We start from the raw sequence: 21,166 nt of genomic DNA on the forward strand, positions 1-21,166 counted from the left end.
GGGAATTTTGTTATCTCAAAACATCCAACAAACAACGAACCAAAATCGGGTAAAACCTTGTTGTGATGTTCGTCTTTTCCGTTTTTTCTGCCAGCTGAGGTAGCCAAGTCAATAGTTGATTTTTGATGAAATCACTCGCTTCTTGGTGCTTGTTTTGCTCAATAAGTTGGATCAAAACTTCCAAATACACTACAAGATGATCGCTAGGTTCGTTGGTTTCTCGGTTGAGTTGGAGTTTGAAGCGATCTAAATAATGATCCATTTTCGCTAAATTTTCGGAGAGAGTAGGATCAGTTAAATAAGCAGAAGCATAGGGTAGAGCTGAGGATCTGCCTTCAAGCAAAAAGCATTGGGCGAAATCGGCAGCTAATTCTAAACGTGGATTTTCAAATAAGCCGAGCTTTTGAATTTCCTCCGCTAAGGCTTTGCTTTGGGGGGCAAAGCCAATTTCAGCCAGAAATGCAAAAAATTGTTGAAATTCGACCGCTTGTAAGGCTTGTAACTGCTCGTTTGAGAGTTCTCGTGCGAGCAGATTACGCAACCATTGCAGTAGTAGCTTTTCTTCTTTTGCTAATGGCATCATAAACGCTCTACCTCAATCGCTCCGCTAAAACCGTTCGGTGCTGGGGCTTCGCCTTGCCATTTTTCTACATTCACTAGGCAGGTGCTTACACAAGTTGCTTGAGAGAGTTTAGATGAGCCAATATCCAGCGTGAGCGTGTTTGGGCTGCCGTAGGTGTCTAATGCACCGATGGTTTCATCAACAGGTGAATACCAAGCCCCTTCTTGTAATCGAACCACGCCGGTGGGGAAGTTGTCTGACAGTACCGCTCCCACCAAAACTTGTCCTCGCTCATTAAAAACCCGCACTAAATCACCATCTTTAATGCCTAATTTTTCTGCATCTTGCGGATTCATATAAAATGGTTCTCTGCCCTGTACGCTGTAAGTTTCACGTAAACTTTTTGACTCACAAAGCTGTGAATGCAAACGTTTGTCGGGGTGGCACGATTGTAACCAGAAAGGATATTGATCCGATTTCGGTCCGCCGTGTGAGCGTTCTGCTTTTTCGAACCACATTGGGTGTCCTTTGCAGTCATCATAGCCATATTTGGCAATTTTAGTGCTGTAAATTTCAATAAAACCCGATGGTGTGCCTAATGCGTGCAGTTCAGGATCTTCTCGGAAATCTTTATGCCGAACCCAAGCTTTACCTTCGGGGAACAGCACAAAGCCCGTTTGCCAAAATTCATCGAAGGTTTTTGGCATTTCAAATTTGCCTCGATTAGCTCGGCGACATTCGGTATATAAGCGGTTTAGCCAGCCTTTTTCATCAAGGTTTTGGCAATATTCCTCCGCTTTTCCTTCGCCATAACGACTGCATAAATCTTTGAAAATCTCAAAATCAGGGCGAGATTCATACATCGGCTCAACCAGTTTTTGCATCGCAATAATACCTCTATTGCTGTATGAGCCGTAGGTATCAATGTCGTTTCGCTCAAATGGCGTACAAGCAGGCAACACAATATCGGCAAAGCGGCAAGTTGCCGTCCAACTGTAGTTGATAGTAACCACCGTTTCGAGTTGTTGGAATGCCTTTTTCATTTTGTTGAGATCAGATTGTCTGCTCCATTGGTTGCAACCTGTGAAAATTGCCATTTTATAAGGGGCGTAAACAATTTTTTTGCCATTGTAATCAATGGTTTCACCTGCGTGTAGTAAAGAGTCTGTAGCACGGGCAACAGGAATAACCTCACTGTAACCGTTATAATTTTTATTGCCGTATTTTGGTTTTTGATCTTCATCTAGGTTAGACGGGAAAGAACCGGGCGTTGCCGCACCGGAGCTGGAAACACCAATCGAGCTATAGTGATGAGCATAACTAATTCCACCGCCCGGCAAGCCGATTTGTCCTAACATTGCTGCCAGTACTGCTCCCATCCAATAAGGCTGCTCGCCGTGTTGTTGGCGTTGAATTGCCCAGCCGAAAATCAGCTGTGTACGTTTTCCTGCCAGCATACGGGCAAATTCACGGATTTTATCCGCAGAAATGCCGCAAATTGGGGCAGCCCATTCAGGTGTTTTTTCGATTTTATCTTCTGTTTCGCCCAATAAATAAGGCACAAATTTTTCAAAGCCTAAAGTGTAGACATCAAGAAAAGCTTTATCGTATAAATTTTCTTCATATAAAGTGTGAGCAATTGCCAACATAAACGGCATATCTGCCTGTGGATTAACATAAAGTTGCTCGCAACCTAAGAAATTTTGAGTTTTGCTTTTAACCGGATCAATAGAAATCACATTGATTTTTTTCTTCGCTACTTTTTGTTTGAGTTGCTCTAAATATCCATAGGCTTCGTGGGTTTCGCAGTTCCAACCCACTTGTAAATTTTTCACTGGGTCGCTTGCCCAGAAAATCAGATTTTCCGTCTCTTTTAAGATAATTTCCCAAGATGTCCCTTGCGAGTAAACCTCTGTACTGCCTAGCACATAAGGCAGAATGGTTTGCCCTGCACCGGTGGAGTAATCGCCTACCGAACTAACGCTTGAGCCGTGCATCGCAATGGCTCTAATCATATGATTTCCACAACTATGGAACTGCCCGGAAGAACGCCAACCCACGTTCGCCGTATGCAACGCCCAAGGTCCATAATCTTTTTGAATACGTTCCAGCTCTTCATAGAATAAATCTAATGCTTCTTTCCAGCTCACACGCACAAAGCGATTATCGCCACGCTGTGTACGATTGCTGTTTTGGCGGTTTTTAAGCCAATCCACACGCACCATTGGATAACGCACACGAGCTTCGCTATAAAGTAGATCTTTAATGCCGTTAATCATTTCAGATGGGTGTTTATCATACTCAAAAGGCTTGATTTCAGTTAATCGTCCATTTTCCACTTTGGCACGCACAGCTCCCCACTGACAACCTGTGATTTTCCAATCACTTACGGGTGTACTATTGGCTTTTGCTTCACGAGGAACAAGAAAATTCGGCATTGCAAATGCACCAGCCATAATCGACATATTTTTTAAAAACTGACGGCGAGAATGTAGCATAATCTTTCCTCTCTATTTTGTGGAATTGGCATCAGAAGCATTCATTTGAAGATAGCGAAGCACTTGTTTCTGTGTGGCTTCGTCCATATCAGTAAAGCCAACCATACCGTTAAATACAGCAATCCATTCGTTTGCATCGTGCATTTTGGTATCACGCTGTTTGTGGCAAACACTACACTCCGTTTTATAAGTATTTTGTGCGTTTGCCCAGAAATCAGTTAAATCTTGGGTAAATTCTGAATTTTCCACCCATACTTTCATTTTTACCCTCTGCCAGATTAAGCCTGTGTTCGGATCTTCTTTATCTGCCAAAATATCTAATGGTGGGTTATTGCTGATAAAAGATTTTTCAAAGACAGCATCGGTAATATTTTTAGCAAAATCGTGATACCAAATTCGTCCGAAACCTTTGGTTTTTCGCCATAAATTTAGCTCAATTTCAGAGGCTTTTGCCGTTATTTGCATTAGCTTAATTTCAGCTCCTGCTTCTAACTGCCCGATTTTTTGCGTTAAATTTTTATCGGCAAATAAGGGGATAATTTCAGTGGTGTAACTTGTTGGGCTGGCAAAAGAGAGTATTGGCGTGAGTAACCCCAATAGGTAGAGAACGATTTTCGATAATGATTTCATCATAAACCCCACACTTAAATCAGACGAGAAAACTAGGTTATATTTTACACAAATTGAGCAAAAAAGTGTTGATTTACATCATAAAACCGCTTTTATAAAATTTTTGCAAAAAAATCCCAAAAAATGACCGCTTACAGGCTATAATAACCAGCATTTTTCTACCGTTTTTCAAATTAAAGAGTAAATAGTAATGAGCGAAAAATTTAACGTAAAAACTTTCCAAGGAATGATTTTAGCCCTGCAAGATTACTGGGCAAGCAAAGGTTGTACTGTGGTTCAACCTTTCGATATGGAAGTGGGGGCGGGTACTTCGCACCCGATGACCTGTTTGCGTGCATTAGGTCCTGAGCCGATGGCGTTTGCCTATGTTCAACCGTCCCGCCGCCCGACAGACGGTCGTTACGGAGAAAACCCGAACCGTCTGCAACACTACTACCAATTCCAAGTGGTGATCAAGCCGTCGCCGGACAACATTCAAGAACTTTACCTTGAGAGCCTGAAAATGCTTGGCTTCGACCCAACCCAAAACGACATCCGTTTCGTGGAAGACAACTGGGAAAACCCAACACTCGGTGCGTGGGGTTTAGGTTGGGAAGTGTGGTTGAACGGTATGGAAGTTACCCAATTTACCTACTTCCAACAAGTCGGCGGCTTAGAATGTAAGCCGGTAACAGGCGAAATTACCTACGGCTTAGAGCGTTTGGCGATGTATATTCAAGGCGTGGATTCGGTGTATGACCTTGTTTGGTCTGACGGCGAACTGGGCAAAACCACCTACGGCGACGTGTTCCACCAAAACGAAGTGGAGCAATCCACCTACAACTTCGAATACGCCGATGTAGATTTCCTGTTCCAATGCTTCGAACAGTACGAAAAAGAGGCGCAATACCTGTTAGGCTTAGAAAAACCGTTACCACTGCCGGCGTACGAACGCATTTTAAAAGCGGCTCACAGCTTTAACTTGCTAGACGCACGCAAAGCGATTTCGGTAACTGAACGCCAACGCTACATCTTACGCATTCGTGCCTTAACCAAAGGCGTGGCTGAAGCGTATTATGCAAGCCGTGAAGCGTTAGGGTTCCCGGGTTGTAAAAAATAATGACAAAACCGATTTTATACTTCGCCCACTGGTGCCCTGACACCGAACCTTTTGTCGCAGAATTAGAACGTTTGGGCGTGGAATTTGACGAATGCGACATCACAAAGAGCGGTGCAAATTTCAAACCTTTTTTACGCCTGCGTGACCGTCATTCCGCCTTTGATAACGCCAAAGCTAACGGCTATATTGGCATTCCGGCGTTGCTGTTGGAAAGCGATAAAGTGGTGTTGGATTTGGATGAATTAGAAGGGATTTTTGGCTAACAAGCGGTGAAAATCAGCGGAAATTTTGCAAAATGAAACCCTATGCGAAATCGCTTAAACCCAATTCTCAAACGTTGCGGAGTACACAAACCGAAGCAGAACGGCGGTTGTGGTATCGGGTGCGAAATGATCAACTTGGCTTTCGTTTTTATCGGCAAAAACCGCTGTTAAGTTATATTGTCGATTTCTACTGCCCGAAAGCAAAATTAGTGATTGCACTCGACGGCAGCCAACATTATGAACCTGAACATCAGGCAAATGACAAGATCCGAGATGCAGAATTGGCATCGTTAGGATTGACGGTTTTGCGGTTTGATAATTACCGAGTGATGACGGAGATTGACAGTGTGATTGAAGAGATTTGGCTGTATCTTCAATCAGTGGGGAATAGGGTATTTTCTCCGTGAATTTAGTCTGCCAAATCTCCCCCTCCCCTCTTTGCTAAAGAGGGGTGATCCATCAAAGAGAATTTAGAATTCATCTGGCTATGCGATCTTTATGAAGAAAGATGAAAAAAGATGATTAAGCCAGATGAACTACAACTTTACGGCGATCTAATCCCCCTCTTTAGCAAAGAGGGGCTAGGGGAGATTTGGCAGAAATGAACACGGAGTGAGAGGACAAATATATGAAAAAACTATGGTCTGTGATCTTAATTTTTTGCTTTTTTATAACAAGTTGTTCATCAAATAAATCTTCTATTCAAGGAGAAATTACTCACGCTAAACTGAGCGATTATTATGCAGTAGTGAAAATAGATAATAAAGCATATGAATTACGGAGCGGCGGTAAAGTAATTATGCAACGGTTTAAAGACTTTTATCGTGATTATTACCCTAAGGTCGCTAAACAGGCATTAACTCTACATCTTGTTACCAATCAATCTGCTAAGTTTACTTATTCATTCTTTATTGAATCTAATCAGTTAGATCAGGGAACTAGGCTAGAACTCGAAAAATTATATCAAGCCAAACAATATCAAAATCGATATTTAATGGTAAATTTTTCTGCAACCGCAACACCATATTATTATGGCGATGAATTAGAAAATATCTCTGTTGATAAGTATAAATTGGAAAAGCCAATTCCTATTTTAATCACGGAAACAACACCTTTTGCTGAAACAGGTGGTGGGCAAGCGTTATTAATGCTAACAATGCCTATTTGGGCTCCTTTTATGATTTTATTTGGATTAAAAGTTTAAAAAATTAAATTAAGAGAAAAACAAAATGACAACACAAAACTTCCTCGCCGAGATCGGCACAGAAGAGCTGCCACCGAAGGCACTCAAAAAATTAGCGACCGCATTTGCGGAGAATGTTGAACAAGAGCTGAACCAAGCCGGGCTTGCTTTCGAGAAAGTCGAATGGTTTGCTGCACCACGCCGCTTGGCGGTGAAGGTGTTGGGTTTGGCGGACGCTCAACCGAGTAAAGAAATCGAGAAACGCGGCCCTGCAGTGTCGGCAGCGTTTGATGCCGAAGGCAAGCCGACTAAGGCGGCGGAAGGCTGGGCTAAAGGCTGTGGGATTACCGTGGAGCAAGCTGAGCGTATCGCCACAGACAAAGGCGAATGGCTGGTGCATCGTGCGGTAATTGAAGGTCAGCCGACCAAAAATCTATTGGTCGATATTATCTCCAAATCGTTGGCGAACCTGCCAATTCCGAAAACAATGCGTTGGGGCGATAAAACCGAGCAGTTTGTCCGCCCGGTGCATACTGTGACCCTTTTATTCGGTGCGGAGCTGATTGAAGGCGAAATTTTAGGGGTGGCGAGCGACCGTACCATTCGTGGTCACCGTTTCCTAGGAGAACGTGAGTTCCAAATCGACAATGCGGATCAATACCCACAACTACTGAAAGATCGTGGTTCTGTGGTAGCGGATTTCAACGAGCGTAAAGCGTTGATCCTTGCAAAATCCCAAGAAAAAGCGACCGCTTTGGGTGGCGTGGCGGATATTGAAGAAGACTTGCTTGATGAAGTGACTTCACTTGTTGAATATCCAAACGTACTTACCGCCAAATTTGAAGAGCGTTTCTTAGCCGTGCCTGCGGAAGCCTTGGTTTATACGATGAAAGGCGACCAAAAATACTTCCCGATTTACGACAAAGACGGCAAATTGTTACCACACTTTATTTTTGTGTCGAACATCAACCCGGACGATCCAAGCAAGATCATCGAGGGTAACGAAAAAGTGGTTCGCCCACGTTTGACCGATGCGGAATTCTTCTTCAAAACCGACTTAAAACAGAAGTTGGAAGACCAACTGCCACGCCTTGAAACCGTGTTGTTCCAACAACAGCTTGGCACATTGCGTGACAAAACGGCTCGCATTGAAGCATTAGCAGGCGAAATTGCGGCACAAATCGGTGCCGATCAAACCAAAGCGAAACGTGCCGGCTTGCTCTCAAAATGTGACCTGATGACCAATATGGTGTTTGAATTTACCGACACCCAAGGCGTAATGGGTATGCACTATGCCCGTCACGATGGCGAAGATGAAGAAGTTGCCGTAGCATTGAACGAGCAATATATGCCACGTTTTGCAGGCGACAACTTGCCGAACAGCCTAGTGGCTTGCTCGGTGGCGCTGGCGGATAAATTCGATACGCTCACGGGGATTTTCGGTATCGGACAAGCACCAAAAGGCAGTGCCGACCCGTTCGCTCTACGCCGTGCGGCATTAGGTTCGTTACGGATTATCGTAGAGAAAAATTTACCGCTTGATTTAACCGAAATCGTGGCAAAATCTGCTGCTCTGTTCGGCGATAAGCTGACCAACAAAAACGTGGTCGATGACGTGGTTGATTTTATGCTCGGCCGTTTCCGTGCGTGGTATGAAAGCGAAGGCATTGCAGTGGATGTAATTCAATCTGTGCTTGCCCGTCGTCCAACCAAACCGGCAGATTTTGATGCCCGTGTGCGTGCGGTATCGCACTTCCGTGAATTAGACAGTGCCGAAGCTCTCGCCGCAGCAAACAAACGTGTCAGCAACATTCTTGCGAAAGCGGATATTGCGATTGGCGAAATCGATTTGACCGCTTGCGTTGAGCCGTCAGAAAAAGCGTTGGCGGAGAGCGTATTAGCGTTAAGAACCGAAGTGCAACCGCTGATTGCTAACGGCGACTACACTGCGGTGCTTGATAAACTTGCGAACTTACGCCAACCGGTCGATGCGTTCTTTGACGGCGTAATGGTAAATGCCGAAGATCAAAAACTGCGCCAAAACCGCTTAGCGATTTTAAGCACCCTGCAAGGCTTATTCCTGCAAGTGGCGGATATTTCGCTATTACAATAATTTGTAAAATTTTCTTGAAAATAGACCGCTTGCAAGCGGTCTATTTTGTATCAAAATCTGCAAAAGGAAAAAAGATGAAAAAATTACTGCTCTTGCTCTCACTCTTTTTCTCGGCACAAGTTTCATCAAATGAGACGCTTATTACCTTATTTGAATGCACTACGAATAAACAGCAGCATTTGAGTTTGATTGCCTCAAAAGGCCCTATATTGAATTTTATGCGGCAGGGCGAGATGGAATATCAGCAAGATGTTGATAAAGCCTATTTGCACCAATACGCTAATGGTACACAGCTTATGGTGCCACATAACGGTAAATGGTATCTCTTCGAAGAAACCGAGGCGACCACTGGTTTTACCCACGTTGAGTTGGTGGTTCGTAATGCGAAAACCGGGCAAGTGTTGGAATATCAAGAGTGTGAAAGTGATGCTATTTCCCTCATTCCTCGACTCTCAACCAATGATGTAAAGCCGATTCCCGATGATTTGGCGGAATGGTTATTTGAAGTGTCGAATAAATATGTTCCGTAATCAAAGCTAGTAAATTCTGCCTAGCTTGATTAAAATACCCTAGATTTTATAAAAATAAGGAAAACACAATGTCAGTAAAAACCGAAGTTTTATTTAGTAACCATTGGAATGTGCGAGTGAGCGATCCGGGCTTTGAGGGTTCAATCAGCCATTATTTTGAAACGGTTTATATTACGCTTGAGGCTCATATTAATGGGGAAAGTGTGCAATATGAGTTTACTCGCAAGGTGGAAGATGAAGTGAAAATTCATCGCAGTTTTACCGATATTGATGAGTTATTTGAGTTTTTAGGCGAATATTTAAGCCCTGTGGCACTTGGGAATGTGGGTGTCCGCATCGGGCAGTTGGGTTTAGCATAATCCATTTTAGTAGGGACGCACTGAGTGCGTCCCTACTTGCAAATTTTCCCTAAAATATAACCGCTTGTAACATCCATCTATGAATACCACTAATCCCCTTTTCCAACAAACTCAGCTTTATTGGGATTTTCTGCGAATTGAAAAGCAGGTCAGCCCTCATACCTTGAGCAATTATCAACGCCAGTTAGCAGCGGTGAGTGAGTTGTTTTCGCAGGCAGGGATTGAGCATTGGGAAGAAGTGGAAAGTAGCTCTGTGCGTTGGATGCTCAGTCAAAGCCATAAACAAGGGCTAAGTGCGAAAAGTATCGGCTTGCGGTTGGTGGCGTTGCGGCAATGGTTTGTCTATCTGATTAAAGTTGGGCGAATGAGTGCAAACCCGACTTTGGGGGTGAAATCGCCAAAAGTAGGCAAGCATTTACCGAAAAATATTGATGCCGAGCAGGTCGGGCAGTTGCTTGCGATTGAAAGCGATGAGCCAAGTGATTTGCGTGATCTTGCAATGATGGAACTGATGTACAGTTCCGGCTTGCGGTTGTCTGAATTGCAAGGGCTGGATTTGGGCGATATGGATTTATCGGCGAAAGAGGTTAGGGTGCAAGGTAAGGGCAGTAAGGAACGTATTGTGCCGATTGGCTCACAGGCGTTAAATGCACTGAATCGTTGGCTTGAGGTTCGCCTACAGTTTAAGCCACAAGATAACGCCGTGTTTTTGAATAAGCGTGGAGGGCGGTTGTCGCACCGCTCCATTCAGTTAGCGATGAAAAAGTGGGGCGAGCGTCAGGGGTTAGAAAGTCATCTGCATCCACACAAATTACGCCACTCTTTCGCCACGCATATGTTGGAGGCGAGCGGAGATTTACGGGCAGTTCAGGAATTATTGGGGCATAGTAGCCTTTCGACTACGCAAATTTACACTCACTTGGATTTCCAACATCTTGCCAAAATTTATGATTCGGCACACCCAAGGGCGAGAAGAAAGAAAGAGGATTAAGGCTTTATCGGCTCGGCAGGAAGGGTTTTCATTTTGCAGAAGAAATACCAATATTGAATAATCACTAATACTGCAACAGCGATTTTCCCACCAATATGTGGTAAGGTTAAAAAGGCAAATAGCGTAAACGGAAAGGAAATTGCTAAAATTGTGATTTTTTGCTTCATCGTCATTGCCCGTTTCTGATCATATTCTTGCAAATATTTTTTATACAGTTTGGTTTGAATAAACCACAAGTGCATTTTCTCTGAACCTTTGGTAAAACAGAATAAGGCTAAGAGTAAAAAAGGTGTAGTAGGCAGCCCTGGTAAAACTGCACCAATAGCCCCAAGCCCGATGCAGATAAACCCGCAGATAATATAAAGTAATTTCATCGCAATTAATTGTACTTTAGTTTTTGAGAATAAATCGCAATTATACTAAAGGAAGCGAAAAAGGATTTCAAACTATTTCTATGATAGCAAGCGGTTTCTTTTTTCAGATTTTTTGCAAATAGAAATAAAAAAACCTGTTGAATAATCAACAGGTTAAATATGGCGGAGGAAGTGAGATTCGAACTCACGGAGGGCGTTAACCCTCGCCGGTTTTCAAGACCGGTGCATTCAACCGCTCTGCCATTCCTCCGGGTTGAAAGTCTATTAAATTGTTGTTCTCTTAAAAGAGAAAATCTGCTAATAAACATCAGCAGACTTAAATTTGATGGCGGAGGAAGTGAGATTCGAACTCACGGAGGGCGTTAACCCTCGCCGGTTTTCAAGACCGGTGCATTCAACCGCTCTGCCATTCCTCCGTTGAAAACGTTGCAATAATAGAGATTATTGCAATCATCGTCAAGCAATAAATCTTAAATTCTGCTTATTCGTTCTTTTTTTCAGCATAAATTATTTCTTTATCAACCAAACGCCACTTTCAATATGGTGTGTGTAAGGGAACTGATCGAATAATGCTGCTTTTTCGATACGGTGGGTTTGACTTAATTGCTGTAAATTATCAGCCAATGTGTGCGGATTACACGAAATATAGAGAATGCGATCGTAAGCCTGCACCATATTCAGTGTGTCTTGATCCAATCCTGCTCGTGGCGGATCGACAAAAATCGTGTTGCAATCATAATCTTTCAAATCAATCCCTTTTAGGCGATAAAATTCACGTACGCCGTTCATCGCTTGGGTAAATTCTTCTGCTGACATTCGGATAATTTGTAGATTATCAATGCCGTTTTGCTCAATATTATATTGAGCTGATTGCACTGAAGATTTGGAGATTTCCGTTGCTAGAACCTTGCGGAAATTTTCCGCTAATGCAATAGAGAAGTTGCCGTTACCGCAGTAAAGCTCAAGTAAATCGCCCTCACTATTTTGGGTACAACCTCTTGCCCACTCCAGCATTTTGATATTCATTTCTGCATTAGGCTGAGTGAAACTGTTTTCTACTTGACGGTAAACGTAGTGCTTGCTGTCAATCGGCAATACTTCTTCCACATAATCACAATCTAAGGCTATCTTTTGTTTATTTGCTCGCCCGATGATTTGCACCTTAAAGCCTTGATCTTCTAAGCGACTTTTCAATGCTTTAGCTTGCTCAATCCATTCTTCACCAAGCGTTTTGTGATAAAGCATTGATACGGCAATTTCACCGCTTAGCGTACTTAAATAATCCACTTGGAACAGCTTACGAGTTAAGATGTCGTTACCGTTAATTTCTGTCAGTAACGCTTGCATCATTTGATTAATTAGCTCGCTTGCAATCGGAAAGCTATCTACACGATAACGCTCTTTGGTTTCTTGATTAAACATTATGTGGTAAAGCGAGCCCTCATCGTGCCAAACCCGAAATTCCGCACGCATACGGAAATGGCTTGGCTTAGAGGCAAACACTTCTAATTCAGGGGCATTAAAAGGCTTGAGTAAAGCGGTCAAATTTTCGGTTTTTTTTGCAAGAAGAGCGGAATATTGTTCAATCGGAAGTGTCATTTTTTACCACGAATAGAAAATGAAAAAACAAACCACGAATTGCTTCGTGGTTTTATAGCATAAATTTAAGCTTATTCAGCTGCACTGAAATCATCGCCGGCATCGCTACCCGCATTACCTGAAAGGGTGTAAATGCGTTTAGTTTTACTGGTCAGCGTGCGGTATTTTAACCACGCTTTTTCGATATCGCTTTGTGCAATTTCTTCGCCTTTCATTACAGCAACGAAGCGTTTTTCTTCTGCGGTTTTAGGTTTACGTTCGCCTGTTTCTAAAGCCAAGCACGCTTGACCGAACTGCTCTAAAGTTTGTGATTCACGAATAGTGTAATCACCGTGACGAGAAAAGCCACGAGGGTAATTTTTATCATCGAAAAAACGGCGTGTAACGCTAAAACTATCTGCCATAATATGCCTCATTGTTTGAAATTAGGGAAAAGAAAATCGGCATACATTAAACAAAAATGGCGAATAAATCAAGGTTTAATGCAAATTTGGGGTGTTTTTTAATTCCTTACTTTGCAAAATTGTTGTAAAAAGTAACCGCTTGTAATATTGAAATGAAATTAAAAAGAGGAATAAAAACGGTGTTTTATTCCTCTTTATTGCTTATTAGGTATAGATTACCACCAGCCTAACATTTTCATCCATAAACCGCCGACACCAAACCAGATGATAAGTGAGGCAATAGAAACAATGAAACTCACTCCCCACCATTGACCGGTAGTGTTATAACCTGAGCCGAATAAAGCAGGCCCCGGGCCACCGGCATATTGGGTTAGGCTCATTGAAAGGGTTGAAGTATAGCCTAAGCCAACCGCAGCTAACATCGGTGGTGTACCCACGGCGATAGCGGCTGCTAAGAATGCCAAATACATAGCAGAAATATGTGCCATAGCAGAAGCAAAGAAGTAGCGGGTGTAGAAATAAACCAGTACTAAAATGGTAAAGGCAACAGGCCAGCTGAAAATACTAATTGAAGAAGAAATGTGCGTTGAAATCCAGCTTATTACACCATACTTGTTTAGGGCGGTTGCCATCATTACTAATACGGCAAACCAAAACATTGTATCCCACGCCGTTGTTTCTTCGACAATGTTTTTCCACGTCATAATATTTGAGAGTAATAAAATGACTAAGCCGATAAAGGCAGATACAGTTGCTGGAATACCGAAATAGAGATCGCCGACCGTCCATAGGAGTAGTAGGAGAATGAAGTCGAGGGCTAAGATCCATTCGGCTGCACTCATTTTACCCATTTTTTGTAACTCATCTTTTGCCATTTGTGCCATTTTAGGTGTACTTTTCAACTCTGGTGGATAGATGAGATAAACTAAGTAAGGGAGTACGATTAAGCTGATAATGCCCGGTACAAGAGCTCCTAAAAACCACGTCATCCAAGAAATTTCGATACCTTGGCTGCCGGCAAGTTCTGCAATCAGAGGGTTGCCTGCCATAGCGGTTAAGAACATTGTACAAGCGATAGTATCAATTTGAGACACAACAATCGCTAAAAACGCACCTGCTCTTCTTGCTGTTGGTCCTGGTTTAGAATCGTATGTATCTGCGATTGATTGCATAATCGGGTACATAATACCGCCCCCACGAGCAGAAGCAGACGGAATACCCGGTGCAATAATGGTATCAGCAAGGGCTATACCGTACGCAACCCCCATCATTCGATTACCGAATTTAGAAATGAAATAGAGTGCGATACGATGCCCTAGCCCTGTTTTAATCACAGCACGAGATAAGAACATCGCAATCCCGATAAGCCAAATAGTTGAGTTGGCAAAGCCGGAAAGCATTGCGACATCGTCTTTTCCTGCTTTAATCGGGGTAAGTCCTGTTACACCACTGATTACCAGGGCAACTAAGGTTGCCGCACCCATTGGCATTGCTTTAGTAATAATTGCCAAAATGGTTGCAACAAATAATGCGAGCATTCCCCACGCTTTAGGACTTAGCCCTTCAGGTATTGGGCAGAAATAAATTCCAAGCCCGACGATAATAGAAATTAGCAGACCTTTCCATTCAAAGCCTGCTTTTACATTGACTGTTGTGTTTGACATAAAATGTTCTCCATAACTTAAAATATGGGGGAGAGTATCACAACTGTTAGATAATAGAATTGATATTAATCAATAATAGGTAAGGCAGTTAGAAACAAAGGTGAGATTAATGTTTAACCGATTAATCTCGCCTTTGTCTATATGGAATTAACGCTCAATCTTCGCTCTCATCAGTTCAATTAATTCTGCGATCTCGGGCGTTGGAGCCGGCACTTGTAACATTACCCAGCGAAAGAGTTCAGGGTCGGTGTAGCTTAACATTTCAACAAAGGCTTGTTGTTGTGTTTCGGTAAGTTCATCAAAATGATTTTTATAAAATGGCATAATCATTTTGTCTAACTCACGCATACCACGACGGCATTCCCATTCAAGTTTAAAGCGGTTAATTTCTGTCATTATTTTACCTCTTTAATGCGAAGTTCTTTCGGCACTTCAAAGACAACATCTTCTTCATTGCCAGCAAGGGTTTCTACTTCTGTTACACCTAATGTTTTTAAGTGTGAGATAACAGATTGCACTAATACTTCAGGAGCAGAAGCACCGGCAGTAATGCCGATAGTTTCAACTCCTTCAAGCCATTTCGGATCAATATCTTGCGGACCGTCAATCAGTTTTGACATCACGCCCATTCGAGAAGCGAGTTCAGCTAAACGGTTTGAATTAGATGAATTTTTCGAGCCAACTACAAGCACCAGCTGCGATTGCTCCGCTAATTCACGCACCGCGTGTTGGCGGTTGGTGGTAGCATAGCAAATATCGTTTTTGCGAGGACCTTGAATCGCAGGGTATTTCTCTTTTAACGCATCAATCACACCAATTGTGTCATCAATAGAGAGTGTTGTTTGCGTCATAAAGGTGAGCTCATCGTTGTTGGATACCGGCAGCTCCGCAATATCTTCTACCGATTCCACCAAATAAATGCCACCTTCTTCGTTGCTATATTGCCCCATTGTGCCGATGACTTCCGGGTGTCCTTCGTGCCCGATGAGAATGGCTTTTGTACCTTTTTTACTGGCTCGAGCAACCTGCATATGGACTTTGGTTACCAGCGGACAAGTTGCATCAAACACTTTTAAATTACGGCGTTTAGCTTCTTGGCGGACCGCTTGAGAAACCCCGTGAGCAGAGAAGATCACAATTGCATCATCAGGCACTTCGTCCAACTCTTCAACGAAGATCGCCCCTTTTGCTTTTAAGCCATCAACCACAAATTTGTTGTGAACCACTTCGTGGCGAACATAAATCGGTGCACCGTGAATTTCCAATGCGAGTTCTACAATGGAAATGGCTCTATCTACACCGGCACAGAAACCACGAGGGTTTGCTAATAAAACTTTCATCTAATCACTCTTACTTTGTCTTTTCTTTTTTCGTTATAAAGGCTTCTAAAATCAGTAAGCCTGCTCCCACACAGATGGCAATATCCGCCACATTAAAGACGGGATAATGGTAAATATCCCAATAAAAATGAAGAAAATCCACTACATAGCCGTTGTAAGCACGGTCAATCGCATTACCAATTGCACCACCGATAATTAAGGCATACGCAGAATTTTCCAATTTTTTGACCGCTTGATTTTTGTAAAGGGCAAGCACTAAGGCAGCGGAAATCACAACCGCCAGCCCTAAGAAAAAGTATTTCTGCCAGCCTGAATGGTCGGCAAGGAAACTGAATGCTGCACCATAATTGCGTGCATAGGTTAAGTTAAAAATAGGCAAGATATTAATACTTTCGCCAAATTCAAAATGTTGTACCACGATATATTTTGACCAAAGGTCGATGATGATAGTAACTAAGCTAATCCAAAGAAATTTAAGTCCGGTTTTCATTCCATATTCCAAATGTAGGGGCGTACATCGTACGCCCATTTAATTTTGGAGCGTATGTTATACGCCCTGCAAGCGGTCTATTTTACAAAATTTTTTGCAAAATTAAATTGCCTCTTCGTTTTCTTCGCCTGTACGAATACGAATAACACGTCCAACATCATAGACAAAAATCTTGCCATCACCGATTTTGCCGGTTTGAGCAGTTTCCATAATCGCTTCAATGCACTGTTCTTCCAGCTCATCAGGAATCACAATTTCGACTTTTACTTTTGGCAGAAAATCAATGGCGTATTCCGCTCCACGATAAAGCTCGGTATGCCCTTTTTGTCTGCCGAAGCCTTTGATTTCAGTAATGCTCATACCGCTAATGCCCACGTCTGTTAAGGCTTCACGTACGTCATCTAATTTAAAAGGTTTGATGATTGCTTCAATTTTTTTCATCGTTATTCCTATTTTTCTCTACGAGCTGATTTTGGACGGAAACTTTCGCACACTTGCGGATTGGTTTCGACATAAATTTCACTTAAAAGTTGTAGGCAATACGGTACGGCACTGAAAATGCCTTTGACTAACACTTTGCCGTTTTCATCTTTTACCCCTTCAAGCGTTTCTTTAATTGCTTTCGGCTGTCCGGGTAAGTTGAGAATTAAGCTCTCATTGCGGATAACACCTACTTGGCGAGAGAGAATTGCGGTTGGCACGAAGTGAAGGCTTACTTGTCGCATCTGTTCGCCAAAGCCCGGCATTTCTCGATGAGCAACGGCAAGCGTAGCATCAGGGGTAACATCACGTTTTGCCGGACCTGTTCCGCCGGTGGTTAAAACCAAATGGCAAGCGTGGTTATCCACCAAATCAATCAAAGTTTGCTCAATGAGCGGTTGCTCATCGGCAATCAATCGGCTTTCTACCTCAAAATCATTGCATAATGCAGTTTTTAGCCAAGCCTTCAATTCGGGAATACCTTGATCTTGGTAAACCCCTTGTGAGGCTCTGTCAGAAACAGACACTAAACCGATTTTCAATTTTTCTTTACTTGGAGATTTACAAGCGGTCATTTTTTCTCGCCTTTTTGCAATTGTAACTCTTGTTTATCTTGTTCACTTAAATTTGATAATGCCATATTAAAACTACGCTCAACCGTAACTTTACGAGGATCTTCATCTGGCAAGAGCTTTAACATCATTCCCCACGTCATCGCCGCCATTTTGAAATCTTCTTTTTCAAACGAGTGGAAAGCAAGCAGGCTTAACGCATCAAAATTGGTGTGATCTTGACGGATAATCTCTTTTAATAACGTTTCGCCTTGTGTTTTATCTTCCGGTGCTTCGGAGAAAAGTAGAAGCTGAGCGTGGCTTAATTTGTAAGCTAAATTATCCGGTTTTAGCTGAGCGGCTTTGCTAAACGCATCGTGAGCTAATTGACCGTCATCTAACGCCATACCGATTTGCCCGAGCATATACCATTTCTGATCATCGTTTGGATTTTTCTGCAAATCAACGCGTAATGCCATTGCAAATTGGTTCATCTCTTCGGTTGAAAGCGGATTTTTATCTTCTGATTTCAAGCGTTCGTAGAAATAGTCTAATTTTTGATGGGTAGTATCTAGCATTGAGTTTGAAAGCCACGAACCGACATTACTATAAATCGCAAAACTAATGCCGCCTACAAACAAAATCAATGAAACAAACCACGCCTTGCCGAGCTTTAATTTTTCACCTTGAACGGGCTGAGTGTTTTCAGGAATGTCGTCTAATAAATTTTGTTGTAGCTCTAATTTTGTGCGTTCAGGATCGTCAATAACGCCTTCATTTGCTTCGTTTTCCACTTCTTTTAAGCGATCAAAATAGAAAGCTTTATTTAAACTATCGCGTTTGCTGGCATCAATTTGCTTATTCTTTTTAAGCAAAGGATAAAACGCCACAACACAGACGATTAGAGTAATAAAAATAATGGCTATCCAGAAACTCATTTGTTGTCCTTATTTAAAATTTGGTTAAGACGCTCTTGCTCGTCTTGGTTTAAATGCTGAATTGGTTTTGCAAAATTTTGCGAAGAATTGACCGCTTGCGGTTTCGCTTTCTTGCGGCGGAGTACAAAACCAAGCCCCAGTGCAATTAAAATTAACGGCAGAACCCAAAGTATAAGCGTTGCTGGTGTCATCGGCGGATTGTAGGTAACAAAATTGCCGTAACGTTCAATCATATACTCCACCACTTCATCTTTGCTTTTCCCTTCTTTGAGTAACTCTAAGGTTTTTGCACGCATATCGGTAGAAATTGTTGCATTTGAGTCCGCAATATTATTGTTTTGGCATTGCGGACAGCGTAGTTCTTGAATTAAGGCACGATAATCCGCTTCTTGTTTTGGATTATCAAATTTATGAAGCTCAACAGGAGCAGAAAGAGCCACAGAGCTTGCAAAAATAAAGAATAGGCTAAACTTTTTCATCGTTTTCATCACTCTTTTAATTTGTCATAAATCGGTTTTAGCACGTTATTCCACACTTGGTCGTTTACATCGCCTGCGTGGCGGTATTTGATGATGCCATTGCCATCAATAATAAAGGTTTCCGGTGCACCATAAACACCTAAATCTAAGCCGAGTGAGCCTTTGGGATCAAAAATAACCGCTTTATATGGATTACCGTAAGCGGCTAAGAATTTAATCGCTTTCGGGCGTTCATCTTTATAATCAATGCCGACAATTTCCACTCCTTGTTTCGCTAAAACAGTAAGGTATTCGTGTTCGGCGTAACAAGTTGGACACCACGTTGCCCACACATTTAATAGGCGAGGCTTGCTTGTTTTAACCACATCTTGATTAATTTGCTCTTTTTCATCGAGTAAAGATTCTAGGCTGAAATTAGGAATGGTTTTACCGATGAGGGCAGATTCTAATTTTTTCGGATCATCGCCTTGCGAGTTGCGAGCAAGTTGAACCAAAAATGCCACAGATAATGCCAAAAAGAGAATTAAAGGAAGTAGAAATTTTTTGTTCATTGTTTATGCCTAATATCAATCACTCTCAAAGTTGTTAGCTTACCAAAAAATAGTCGAATAAGCATTGATTTAAATAAAAAATCCGTTGAGTTGTATTCAACGGATTTTAAGGTATTACAAGCGGTCGAAAAAGTTAAATTATTTGCGTAATTTTACCGTTTCAATGGCGTGATCTTGCCCTTTTATCAAAATGAGGTTGGCTCGTTCACGGCTCGGTAAAATATTTTGGCGTAAATTCAAACCATTAATTTCTTCCCAGATGGTTGAGGCAGTCTCAATCGCTTCTTGTTCCGATAATTTTGAATAGTGGTGGAAATAAGAGTTCGGATCAGCAAAGGCACTGCGGCGGAATTTTAAGAAACGGTTGATATACCATTTCTTTAAGAGATCTTCTTCAGCATCAACATAAATTGAGAAATCGACAAAATCAGATACAAATACATTATGTGGGCTGGAAGGGTAGTTCATTCCGCTTTGTAGCACGTTTAGTCCTTCTAAAATCACAATATCAGGTTGATCAACTACATTAAATTGATCAGGAATAATGTCATAAGTTAAATGCGAATAGATGGGGGCTTTCACATTACGCTCGCCCGATTTAATATCAGATACAAAGCGAATGAGGCTATGAATATCATAAGATTCCGGAAAGCCTTTTTTCTTTAGTAAGTTCTTTTCAGTAAGCGTTGCAAGCGGATATAAAAAACCATCGGTAGTAATTAAATCGACTTTTCTCTCTTTAGGATAATGCGAAAGCAGAGCTTGCAAAATACGGGCAGAGGTACTTTTACCAACCGAAACACTGCCGGCAATACTAATAATATAAGGCACTTTCGGCGTTTCAATGCCAAGAAAACGGTGTAAAACGGTCTGACGTTTTAAATTCTCTTCTATATAGTATTGAATTAAACGGGCAAGGGGGAGGTAAATAGTACGTACTTCTTCTAAAGAAAGATCTTCATTAAAGCCTAATAATGGTTTTAAATCTTGCTCGGTGAGCTTTAATGGCACGGATTTGCGTAAATCTGCCCATTGTTGGCGATCAAAAGTGAGAAAAGGAGTAATTTTTGTGTTTTTTTCAAGGCTCATAGCCAAAATCTCAATTTTTTGATGATGAATAAATCGGTTTAATACTCAAATTAGGGGCATAACTATACAATATATGAGACGCTTTTGCCGTATTTATTGACATAAAACCGCCTGTATTTTACAAAAAATAGCCATTTTGTATATTTAAAAGTCGAAAGATTGATTTTTTTAATATTTTTAAAAAAAATACTTGCACAGCGTTAAAATTTCCCTATAATGCACATCACTTGCTTACGACACAGCAATGCCGACTTAGCTCAGTAGGTAGAGCAACTGACTTGTAATCAGTAGGTCACCAGTTCGATTCCGGTAGTCGGCACCATTTTTGCTTTAAACGTAAATAAGTATTCAAAATATCGTGGAGGGGTTCCCGAGCGGCCAAAGGGGGCAGACTGTAAATCTGTTGGCTCAGCCTTCGAAGGTTCGAATCCTTCTCCCTCCACCATTTCTGATTTTTGAATCGTGCAGGACAGACGAATTTAGAACAGCGGGCATCGTATAATGGCTATTACCTTAGCCTTCCAAGCTAATGATGCGGGTTCGATTCCCGCTGCCCGCTCCAAACGCTGATATAGCTCAGTTGGTAGAGCGCACCCTTGGTAAGGGTGAGGTCGGCGGTTCAAATCCGCCTATCAGCACCACTTCTTCTAACTTCACTCTTTCCTATAAGTTTCAATTAGTATTAATTTCTACATTATGGTTAATGGGTTCTTTTGTTCCATTGTAACCGTTTTTGTTTAAGAGGCTTTTAGAAAATGTCTAAAGAAAAATTTGAACGTACAAAACCGCACGTGAACGTGGGTACAATCGGCCACGTTGACCATGGTAAAACAACTTTAACAGCAGCAATTACAACTGTATTATCAAAACACTTCGGTGGTGCAGCTCGTGCATTCGACCAAATCGATAACGCACCGGAAGAAAAAGCTCGTGGTATCACCATCAACACTTCACACGTTGAATACGATACAGCAACTCG

General features: G+C 42.0%; 25 protein-coding genes and 6 tRNA genes. 13 read left to right on the forward strand and 18 right to left on the reverse strand.

Features of this window, described 5'->3' with window-relative positions; translation table 11 throughout:
• Positions 1–10: 10 nt before the first annotated feature.
• The 3 genes from torD to V6W77_RS09665 are packed head-to-tail and all read right to left on the reverse strand — an operon-like array spanning position 11 to position 3,690.
• On the reverse strand, positions 11–583 hold the full coding sequence (gene torD, locus V6W77_RS09655) for a molecular chaperone TorD (protein WP_334254513.1): 573 nt from the start codon (positions 581–583) through the stop codon (positions 11–13).
• Positions 580–3,060, reverse strand: a complete 2,481-nt coding sequence (gene torA, locus V6W77_RS09660) for a trimethylamine-N-oxide reductase TorA (protein ID WP_334254514.1) — start codon at positions 3,058–3,060, stop codon at positions 580–582. Before torA ends, torD begins: the two co-directional genes overlap by 4 nt.
• A gap of 12 nt (positions 3,061–3,072) precedes the next feature.
• Complete coding sequence (locus V6W77_RS09665; protein ID WP_334254527.1) at positions 3,073–3,690, reverse strand: pentahemic C cytochrome; 618 nt, start codon at positions 3,688–3,690, stop codon at positions 3,073–3,075.
• Between the two features lie 190 nt (positions 3,691–3,880).
• Here V6W77_RS09665 and glyQ point away from each other — a divergent pair, with 190 nt between their 5' ends.
• The 8 genes from glyQ to xerC all read left to right on the forward strand — a co-directional run bounded on the left by glyQ (position 3,881) and on the right by xerC (position 10,228).
• Positions 3,881–4,789 (forward strand): glycine--tRNA ligase subunit alpha, encoded by a 909-nt coding sequence (glyQ, locus tag V6W77_RS09670; protein WP_025236878.1) that lies wholly within the window; start codon positions 3,881–3,883, stop codon positions 4,787–4,789.
• On the forward strand, positions 4,789–5,052 hold the full coding sequence (locus V6W77_RS09675) for a hypothetical protein (RefSeq protein ID WP_334254515.1): 264 nt from the start codon (positions 4,789–4,791) through the stop codon (positions 5,050–5,052). The genes glyQ and V6W77_RS09675 overlap by 1 nt, the downstream gene beginning before the upstream one ends.
• 32 nt (positions 5,053–5,084) lie before the next feature.
• Complete coding sequence (locus V6W77_RS09680) at positions 5,085–5,459, forward strand: endonuclease domain-containing protein (RefSeq protein ID WP_334254516.1); 375 nt, start codon at positions 5,085–5,087, stop codon at positions 5,457–5,459.
• A gap of 221 nt (positions 5,460–5,680) precedes the next feature.
• Complete coding sequence (locus V6W77_RS09685; protein ID WP_334254517.1) at positions 5,681–6,256, forward strand: hypothetical protein; 576 nt, start codon at positions 5,681–5,683, stop codon at positions 6,254–6,256.
• A gap of 25 nt (positions 6,257–6,281) precedes the next feature.
• Complete coding sequence (gene glyS, locus V6W77_RS09690; protein WP_334254518.1) at positions 6,282–8,348, forward strand: glycine--tRNA ligase subunit beta; 2,067 nt, start codon at positions 6,282–6,284, stop codon at positions 8,346–8,348.
• A gap of 74 nt (positions 8,349–8,422) precedes the next feature.
• Positions 8,423–8,878, forward strand: a complete 456-nt coding sequence (locus V6W77_RS09695) for a hypothetical protein (RefSeq protein ID WP_334254519.1) — start codon at positions 8,423–8,425, stop codon at positions 8,876–8,878.
• A gap of 68 nt (positions 8,879–8,946) precedes the next feature.
• The gene (locus tag V6W77_RS09700; protein WP_025236870.1) at positions 8,947–9,237 is read left to right on the forward strand and encodes a DUF5377 family protein; all 291 of its coding nucleotides are present in this window, start codon (positions 8,947–8,949) and stop codon (positions 9,235–9,237) included.
• A gap of 79 nt (positions 9,238–9,316) precedes the next feature.
• Complete coding sequence (xerC, locus tag V6W77_RS09705; protein WP_334254520.1) at positions 9,317–10,228, forward strand: tyrosine recombinase XerC; 912 nt, start codon at positions 9,317–9,319, stop codon at positions 10,226–10,228.
• Here xerC and V6W77_RS09710 read toward each other — a convergent pair.
• From V6W77_RS09710 to coaA, 15 genes are all read right to left on the reverse strand, one after another.
• On the reverse strand, positions 10,225–10,602 hold the full coding sequence (locus V6W77_RS09710; RefSeq protein WP_334254521.1) for a YbaN family protein: 378 nt from the start codon (positions 10,600–10,602) through the stop codon (positions 10,225–10,227). The genes xerC and V6W77_RS09710 overlap by 4 nt on opposite strands.
• 160 nt (positions 10,603–10,762) lie before the next feature.
• Positions 10,763–10,852 (reverse strand) — tRNA-Ser (locus tag V6W77_RS09715).
• Between the two features lie 76 nt (positions 10,853–10,928).
• Positions 10,929–11,018 (reverse strand) — tRNA-Ser (locus tag V6W77_RS09720).
• Between the two features lie 91 nt (positions 11,019–11,109).
• Entirely contained in the window at positions 11,110–12,201 is a 1,092-nt protein-coding gene (gene trmA, locus V6W77_RS09725; protein WP_334254522.1) for a tRNA (uridine(54)-C5)-methyltransferase TrmA, read from the reverse strand.
• Positions 12,202–12,272: 71 nt separating this feature from the next.
• On the reverse strand, positions 12,273–12,605 hold the full coding sequence (locus V6W77_RS09730) for a MaoP family protein (RefSeq protein ID WP_025236866.1): 333 nt from the start codon (positions 12,603–12,605) through the stop codon (positions 12,273–12,275).
• Between the two features lie 215 nt (positions 12,606–12,820).
• On the reverse strand, positions 12,821–14,269 hold the full coding sequence (locus tag V6W77_RS09735; RefSeq protein ID WP_334254523.1) for a DASS family sodium-coupled anion symporter: 1,449 nt from the start codon (positions 14,267–14,269) through the stop codon (positions 12,821–12,823).
• 147 nt (positions 14,270–14,416) lie between these two features.
• Positions 14,417–14,665: an FAD assembly factor SdhE gene (locus V6W77_RS09740; protein ID WP_334229780.1), complete on the reverse strand. Its 249-nt coding sequence runs from the start codon at positions 14,663–14,665 to the stop codon at positions 14,417–14,419.
• Positions 14,665–15,609, reverse strand: a complete 945-nt coding sequence (ispH, locus tag V6W77_RS09745) for a 4-hydroxy-3-methylbut-2-enyl diphosphate reductase (RefSeq protein ID WP_283386740.1) — start codon at positions 15,607–15,609, stop codon at positions 14,665–14,667. The genes V6W77_RS09740 and ispH overlap by 1 nt, the downstream gene beginning before the upstream one ends.
• A gap of 10 nt (positions 15,610–15,619) precedes the next feature.
• On the reverse strand, positions 15,620–16,099 hold the full coding sequence (gene lspA / locus V6W77_RS09750) for a signal peptidase II (RefSeq protein WP_334254524.1): 480 nt from the start codon (positions 16,097–16,099) through the stop codon (positions 15,620–15,622).
• Between the two features lie 102 nt (positions 16,100–16,201).
• Entirely contained in the window at positions 16,202–16,540 is a 339-nt protein-coding gene (gene glnB, locus V6W77_RS09755; protein WP_025236863.1) for a nitrogen regulatory protein P-II, read from the reverse strand.
• A gap of 8 nt (positions 16,541–16,548) precedes the next feature.
• Positions 16,549–17,154: a molybdopterin adenylyltransferase gene (gene mog / locus V6W77_RS09760; protein WP_334237864.1), complete on the reverse strand. Its 606-nt coding sequence runs from the start codon at positions 17,152–17,154 to the stop codon at positions 16,549–16,551.
• Complete coding sequence (gene ccmI, locus V6W77_RS09765) at positions 17,151–18,068, reverse strand: c-type cytochrome biogenesis protein CcmI (RefSeq protein WP_334236166.1); 918 nt, start codon at positions 18,066–18,068, stop codon at positions 17,151–17,153. Before ccmI ends, mog begins: the two co-directional genes overlap by 4 nt.
• Complete coding sequence (locus V6W77_RS09770) at positions 18,065–18,547, reverse strand: cytochrome c-type biogenesis protein (RefSeq protein WP_334254525.1); 483 nt, start codon at positions 18,545–18,547, stop codon at positions 18,065–18,067. The genes ccmI and V6W77_RS09770 overlap by 4 nt, the downstream gene beginning before the upstream one ends.
• Positions 18,548–18,555: 8 nt before the next feature.
• Positions 18,556–19,098 carry a DsbE family thiol:disulfide interchange protein gene (locus V6W77_RS09775; protein WP_334234914.1) on the reverse strand — a complete coding sequence of 181 codons (543 nt, stop codon included), beginning with the start codon at positions 19,096–19,098 and terminating at the stop codon, positions 18,556–18,558.
• Positions 19,099–19,236: 138 nt separating this feature from the next.
• Positions 19,237–20,187: a type I pantothenate kinase gene (coaA, locus tag V6W77_RS09780; protein ID WP_025236858.1), complete on the reverse strand. Its 951-nt coding sequence runs from the start codon at positions 20,185–20,187 to the stop codon at positions 19,237–19,239.
• A gap of 246 nt (positions 20,188–20,433) precedes the next feature.
• Here coaA and V6W77_RS09785 point away from each other — a divergent pair.
• From V6W77_RS09785 to V6W77_RS09805, 5 genes are all read left to right on the forward strand, one after another.
• Positions 20,434–20,509 (forward strand) — tRNA-Thr (locus V6W77_RS09785).
• Positions 20,510–20,547: 38 nt separating this feature from the next.
• Positions 20,548–20,632: transfer RNA gene (locus tag V6W77_RS09790), tRNA-Tyr, on the forward strand.
• A gap of 42 nt (positions 20,633–20,674) precedes the next feature.
• Positions 20,675–20,749 (forward strand) — tRNA-Gly (locus V6W77_RS09795).
• 3 nt (positions 20,750–20,752) lie between these two features.
• Positions 20,753–20,828 (forward strand) — tRNA-Thr (locus V6W77_RS09800).
• Between the two features lie 114 nt (positions 20,829–20,942).
• Positions 20,943–21,166: GTP-binding protein (locus V6W77_RS09805; RefSeq protein WP_334254526.1), on the forward strand; the 224-nt coding region annotated here is incomplete at its 3' end.

The sequence above is a fragment of the Mannheimia indoligenes genome, from assembly GCF_036880405.1.
GTDB classification, from domain to species: domain Bacteria; phylum Pseudomonadota; class Gammaproteobacteria; order Enterobacterales; family Pasteurellaceae; genus Mannheimia; species Mannheimia indoligenes.

Bases quoted from the DNA above. Each gene is read 5' to 3' on its own strand.
- torD (WP_334254513.1), bottom strand. From the start codon at position 583: ATGATGCCATTAGCAAAAGAAGAAAAGCTACTACTGCAATGGTTGCGT.
- torA (WP_334254514.1), bottom strand. From the start codon at position 3,060: ATGCTACATTCTCGCCGTCAGTTTTTAAAAAATATGTCGATTATGGCT.
- V6W77_RS09665 (WP_334254527.1), bottom strand. From the start codon at position 3,690: ATGAAATCATTATCGAAAATCGTTCTCTACCTATTGGGGTTACTCACG.
- glyQ (WP_025236878.1), top strand. From the start codon at position 3,881: ATGAGCGAAAAATTTAACGTAAAAACTTTCCAAGGAATGATTTTAGCC.
- V6W77_RS09675 (WP_334254515.1), top strand. From the start codon at position 4,789: ATGACAAAACCGATTTTATACTTCGCCCACTGGTGCCCTGACACCGAA.
- V6W77_RS09680 (WP_334254516.1), top strand. From the start codon at position 5,085: ATGAAACCCTATGCGAAATCGCTTAAACCCAATTCTCAAACGTTGCGG.
- V6W77_RS09685 (WP_334254517.1), top strand. From the start codon at position 5,681: ATGAAAAAACTATGGTCTGTGATCTTAATTTTTTGCTTTTTTATAACA.
- glyS (WP_334254518.1), top strand. From the start codon at position 6,282: ATGACAACACAAAACTTCCTCGCCGAGATCGGCACAGAAGAGCTGCCA.
- V6W77_RS09695 (WP_334254519.1), top strand. From the start codon at position 8,423: ATGAAAAAATTACTGCTCTTGCTCTCACTCTTTTTCTCGGCACAAGTT.
- V6W77_RS09700 (WP_025236870.1), top strand. From the start codon at position 8,947: ATGTCAGTAAAAACCGAAGTTTTATTTAGTAACCATTGGAATGTGCGA.
- xerC (WP_334254520.1), top strand. From the start codon at position 9,317: ATGAATACCACTAATCCCCTTTTCCAACAAACTCAGCTTTATTGGGAT.
- V6W77_RS09710 (WP_334254521.1), bottom strand. From the start codon at position 10,602: ATGAAATTACTTTATATTATCTGCGGGTTTATCTGCATCGGGCTTGGG.
- trmA (WP_334254522.1), bottom strand. From the start codon at position 12,201: ATGACACTTCCGATTGAACAATATTCCGCTCTTCTTGCAAAAAAAACC.
- V6W77_RS09730 (WP_025236866.1), bottom strand. From the start codon at position 12,605: ATGGCAGATAGTTTTAGCGTTACACGCCGTTTTTTCGATGATAAAAAT.
- V6W77_RS09735 (WP_334254523.1), bottom strand. From the start codon at position 14,269: ATGTCAAACACAACAGTCAATGTAAAAGCAGGCTTTGAATGGAAAGGT.
- V6W77_RS09740 (WP_334229780.1), bottom strand. From the start codon at position 14,665: ATGACAGAAATTAACCGCTTTAAACTTGAATGGGAATGCCGTCGTGGT.
- ispH (WP_283386740.1), bottom strand. From the start codon at position 15,609: ATGAAAGTTTTATTAGCAAACCCTCGTGGTTTCTGTGCCGGTGTAGAT.
- lspA (WP_334254524.1), bottom strand. From the start codon at position 16,099: ATGAAAACCGGACTTAAATTTCTTTGGATTAGCTTAGTTACTATCATC.
- glnB (WP_025236863.1), bottom strand. From the start codon at position 16,540: ATGAAAAAAATTGAAGCAATCATCAAACCTTTTAAATTAGATGACGTA.
- mog (WP_334237864.1), bottom strand. From the start codon at position 17,154: ATGACCGCTTGTAAATCTCCAAGTAAAGAAAAATTGAAAATCGGTTTA.
- ccmI (WP_334236166.1), bottom strand. From the start codon at position 18,068: ATGAGTTTCTGGATAGCCATTATTTTTATTACTCTAATCGTCTGTGTT.
- V6W77_RS09770 (WP_334254525.1), bottom strand. From the start codon at position 18,547: ATGAAAAAGTTTAGCCTATTCTTTATTTTTGCAAGCTCTGTGGCTCTT.
- V6W77_RS09775 (WP_334234914.1), bottom strand. From the start codon at position 19,098: ATGAACAAAAAATTTCTACTTCCTTTAATTCTCTTTTTGGCATTATCT.
- coaA (WP_025236858.1), bottom strand. From the start codon at position 20,187: ATGAGCCTTGAAAAAAACACAAAAATTACTCCTTTTCTCACTTTTGAT.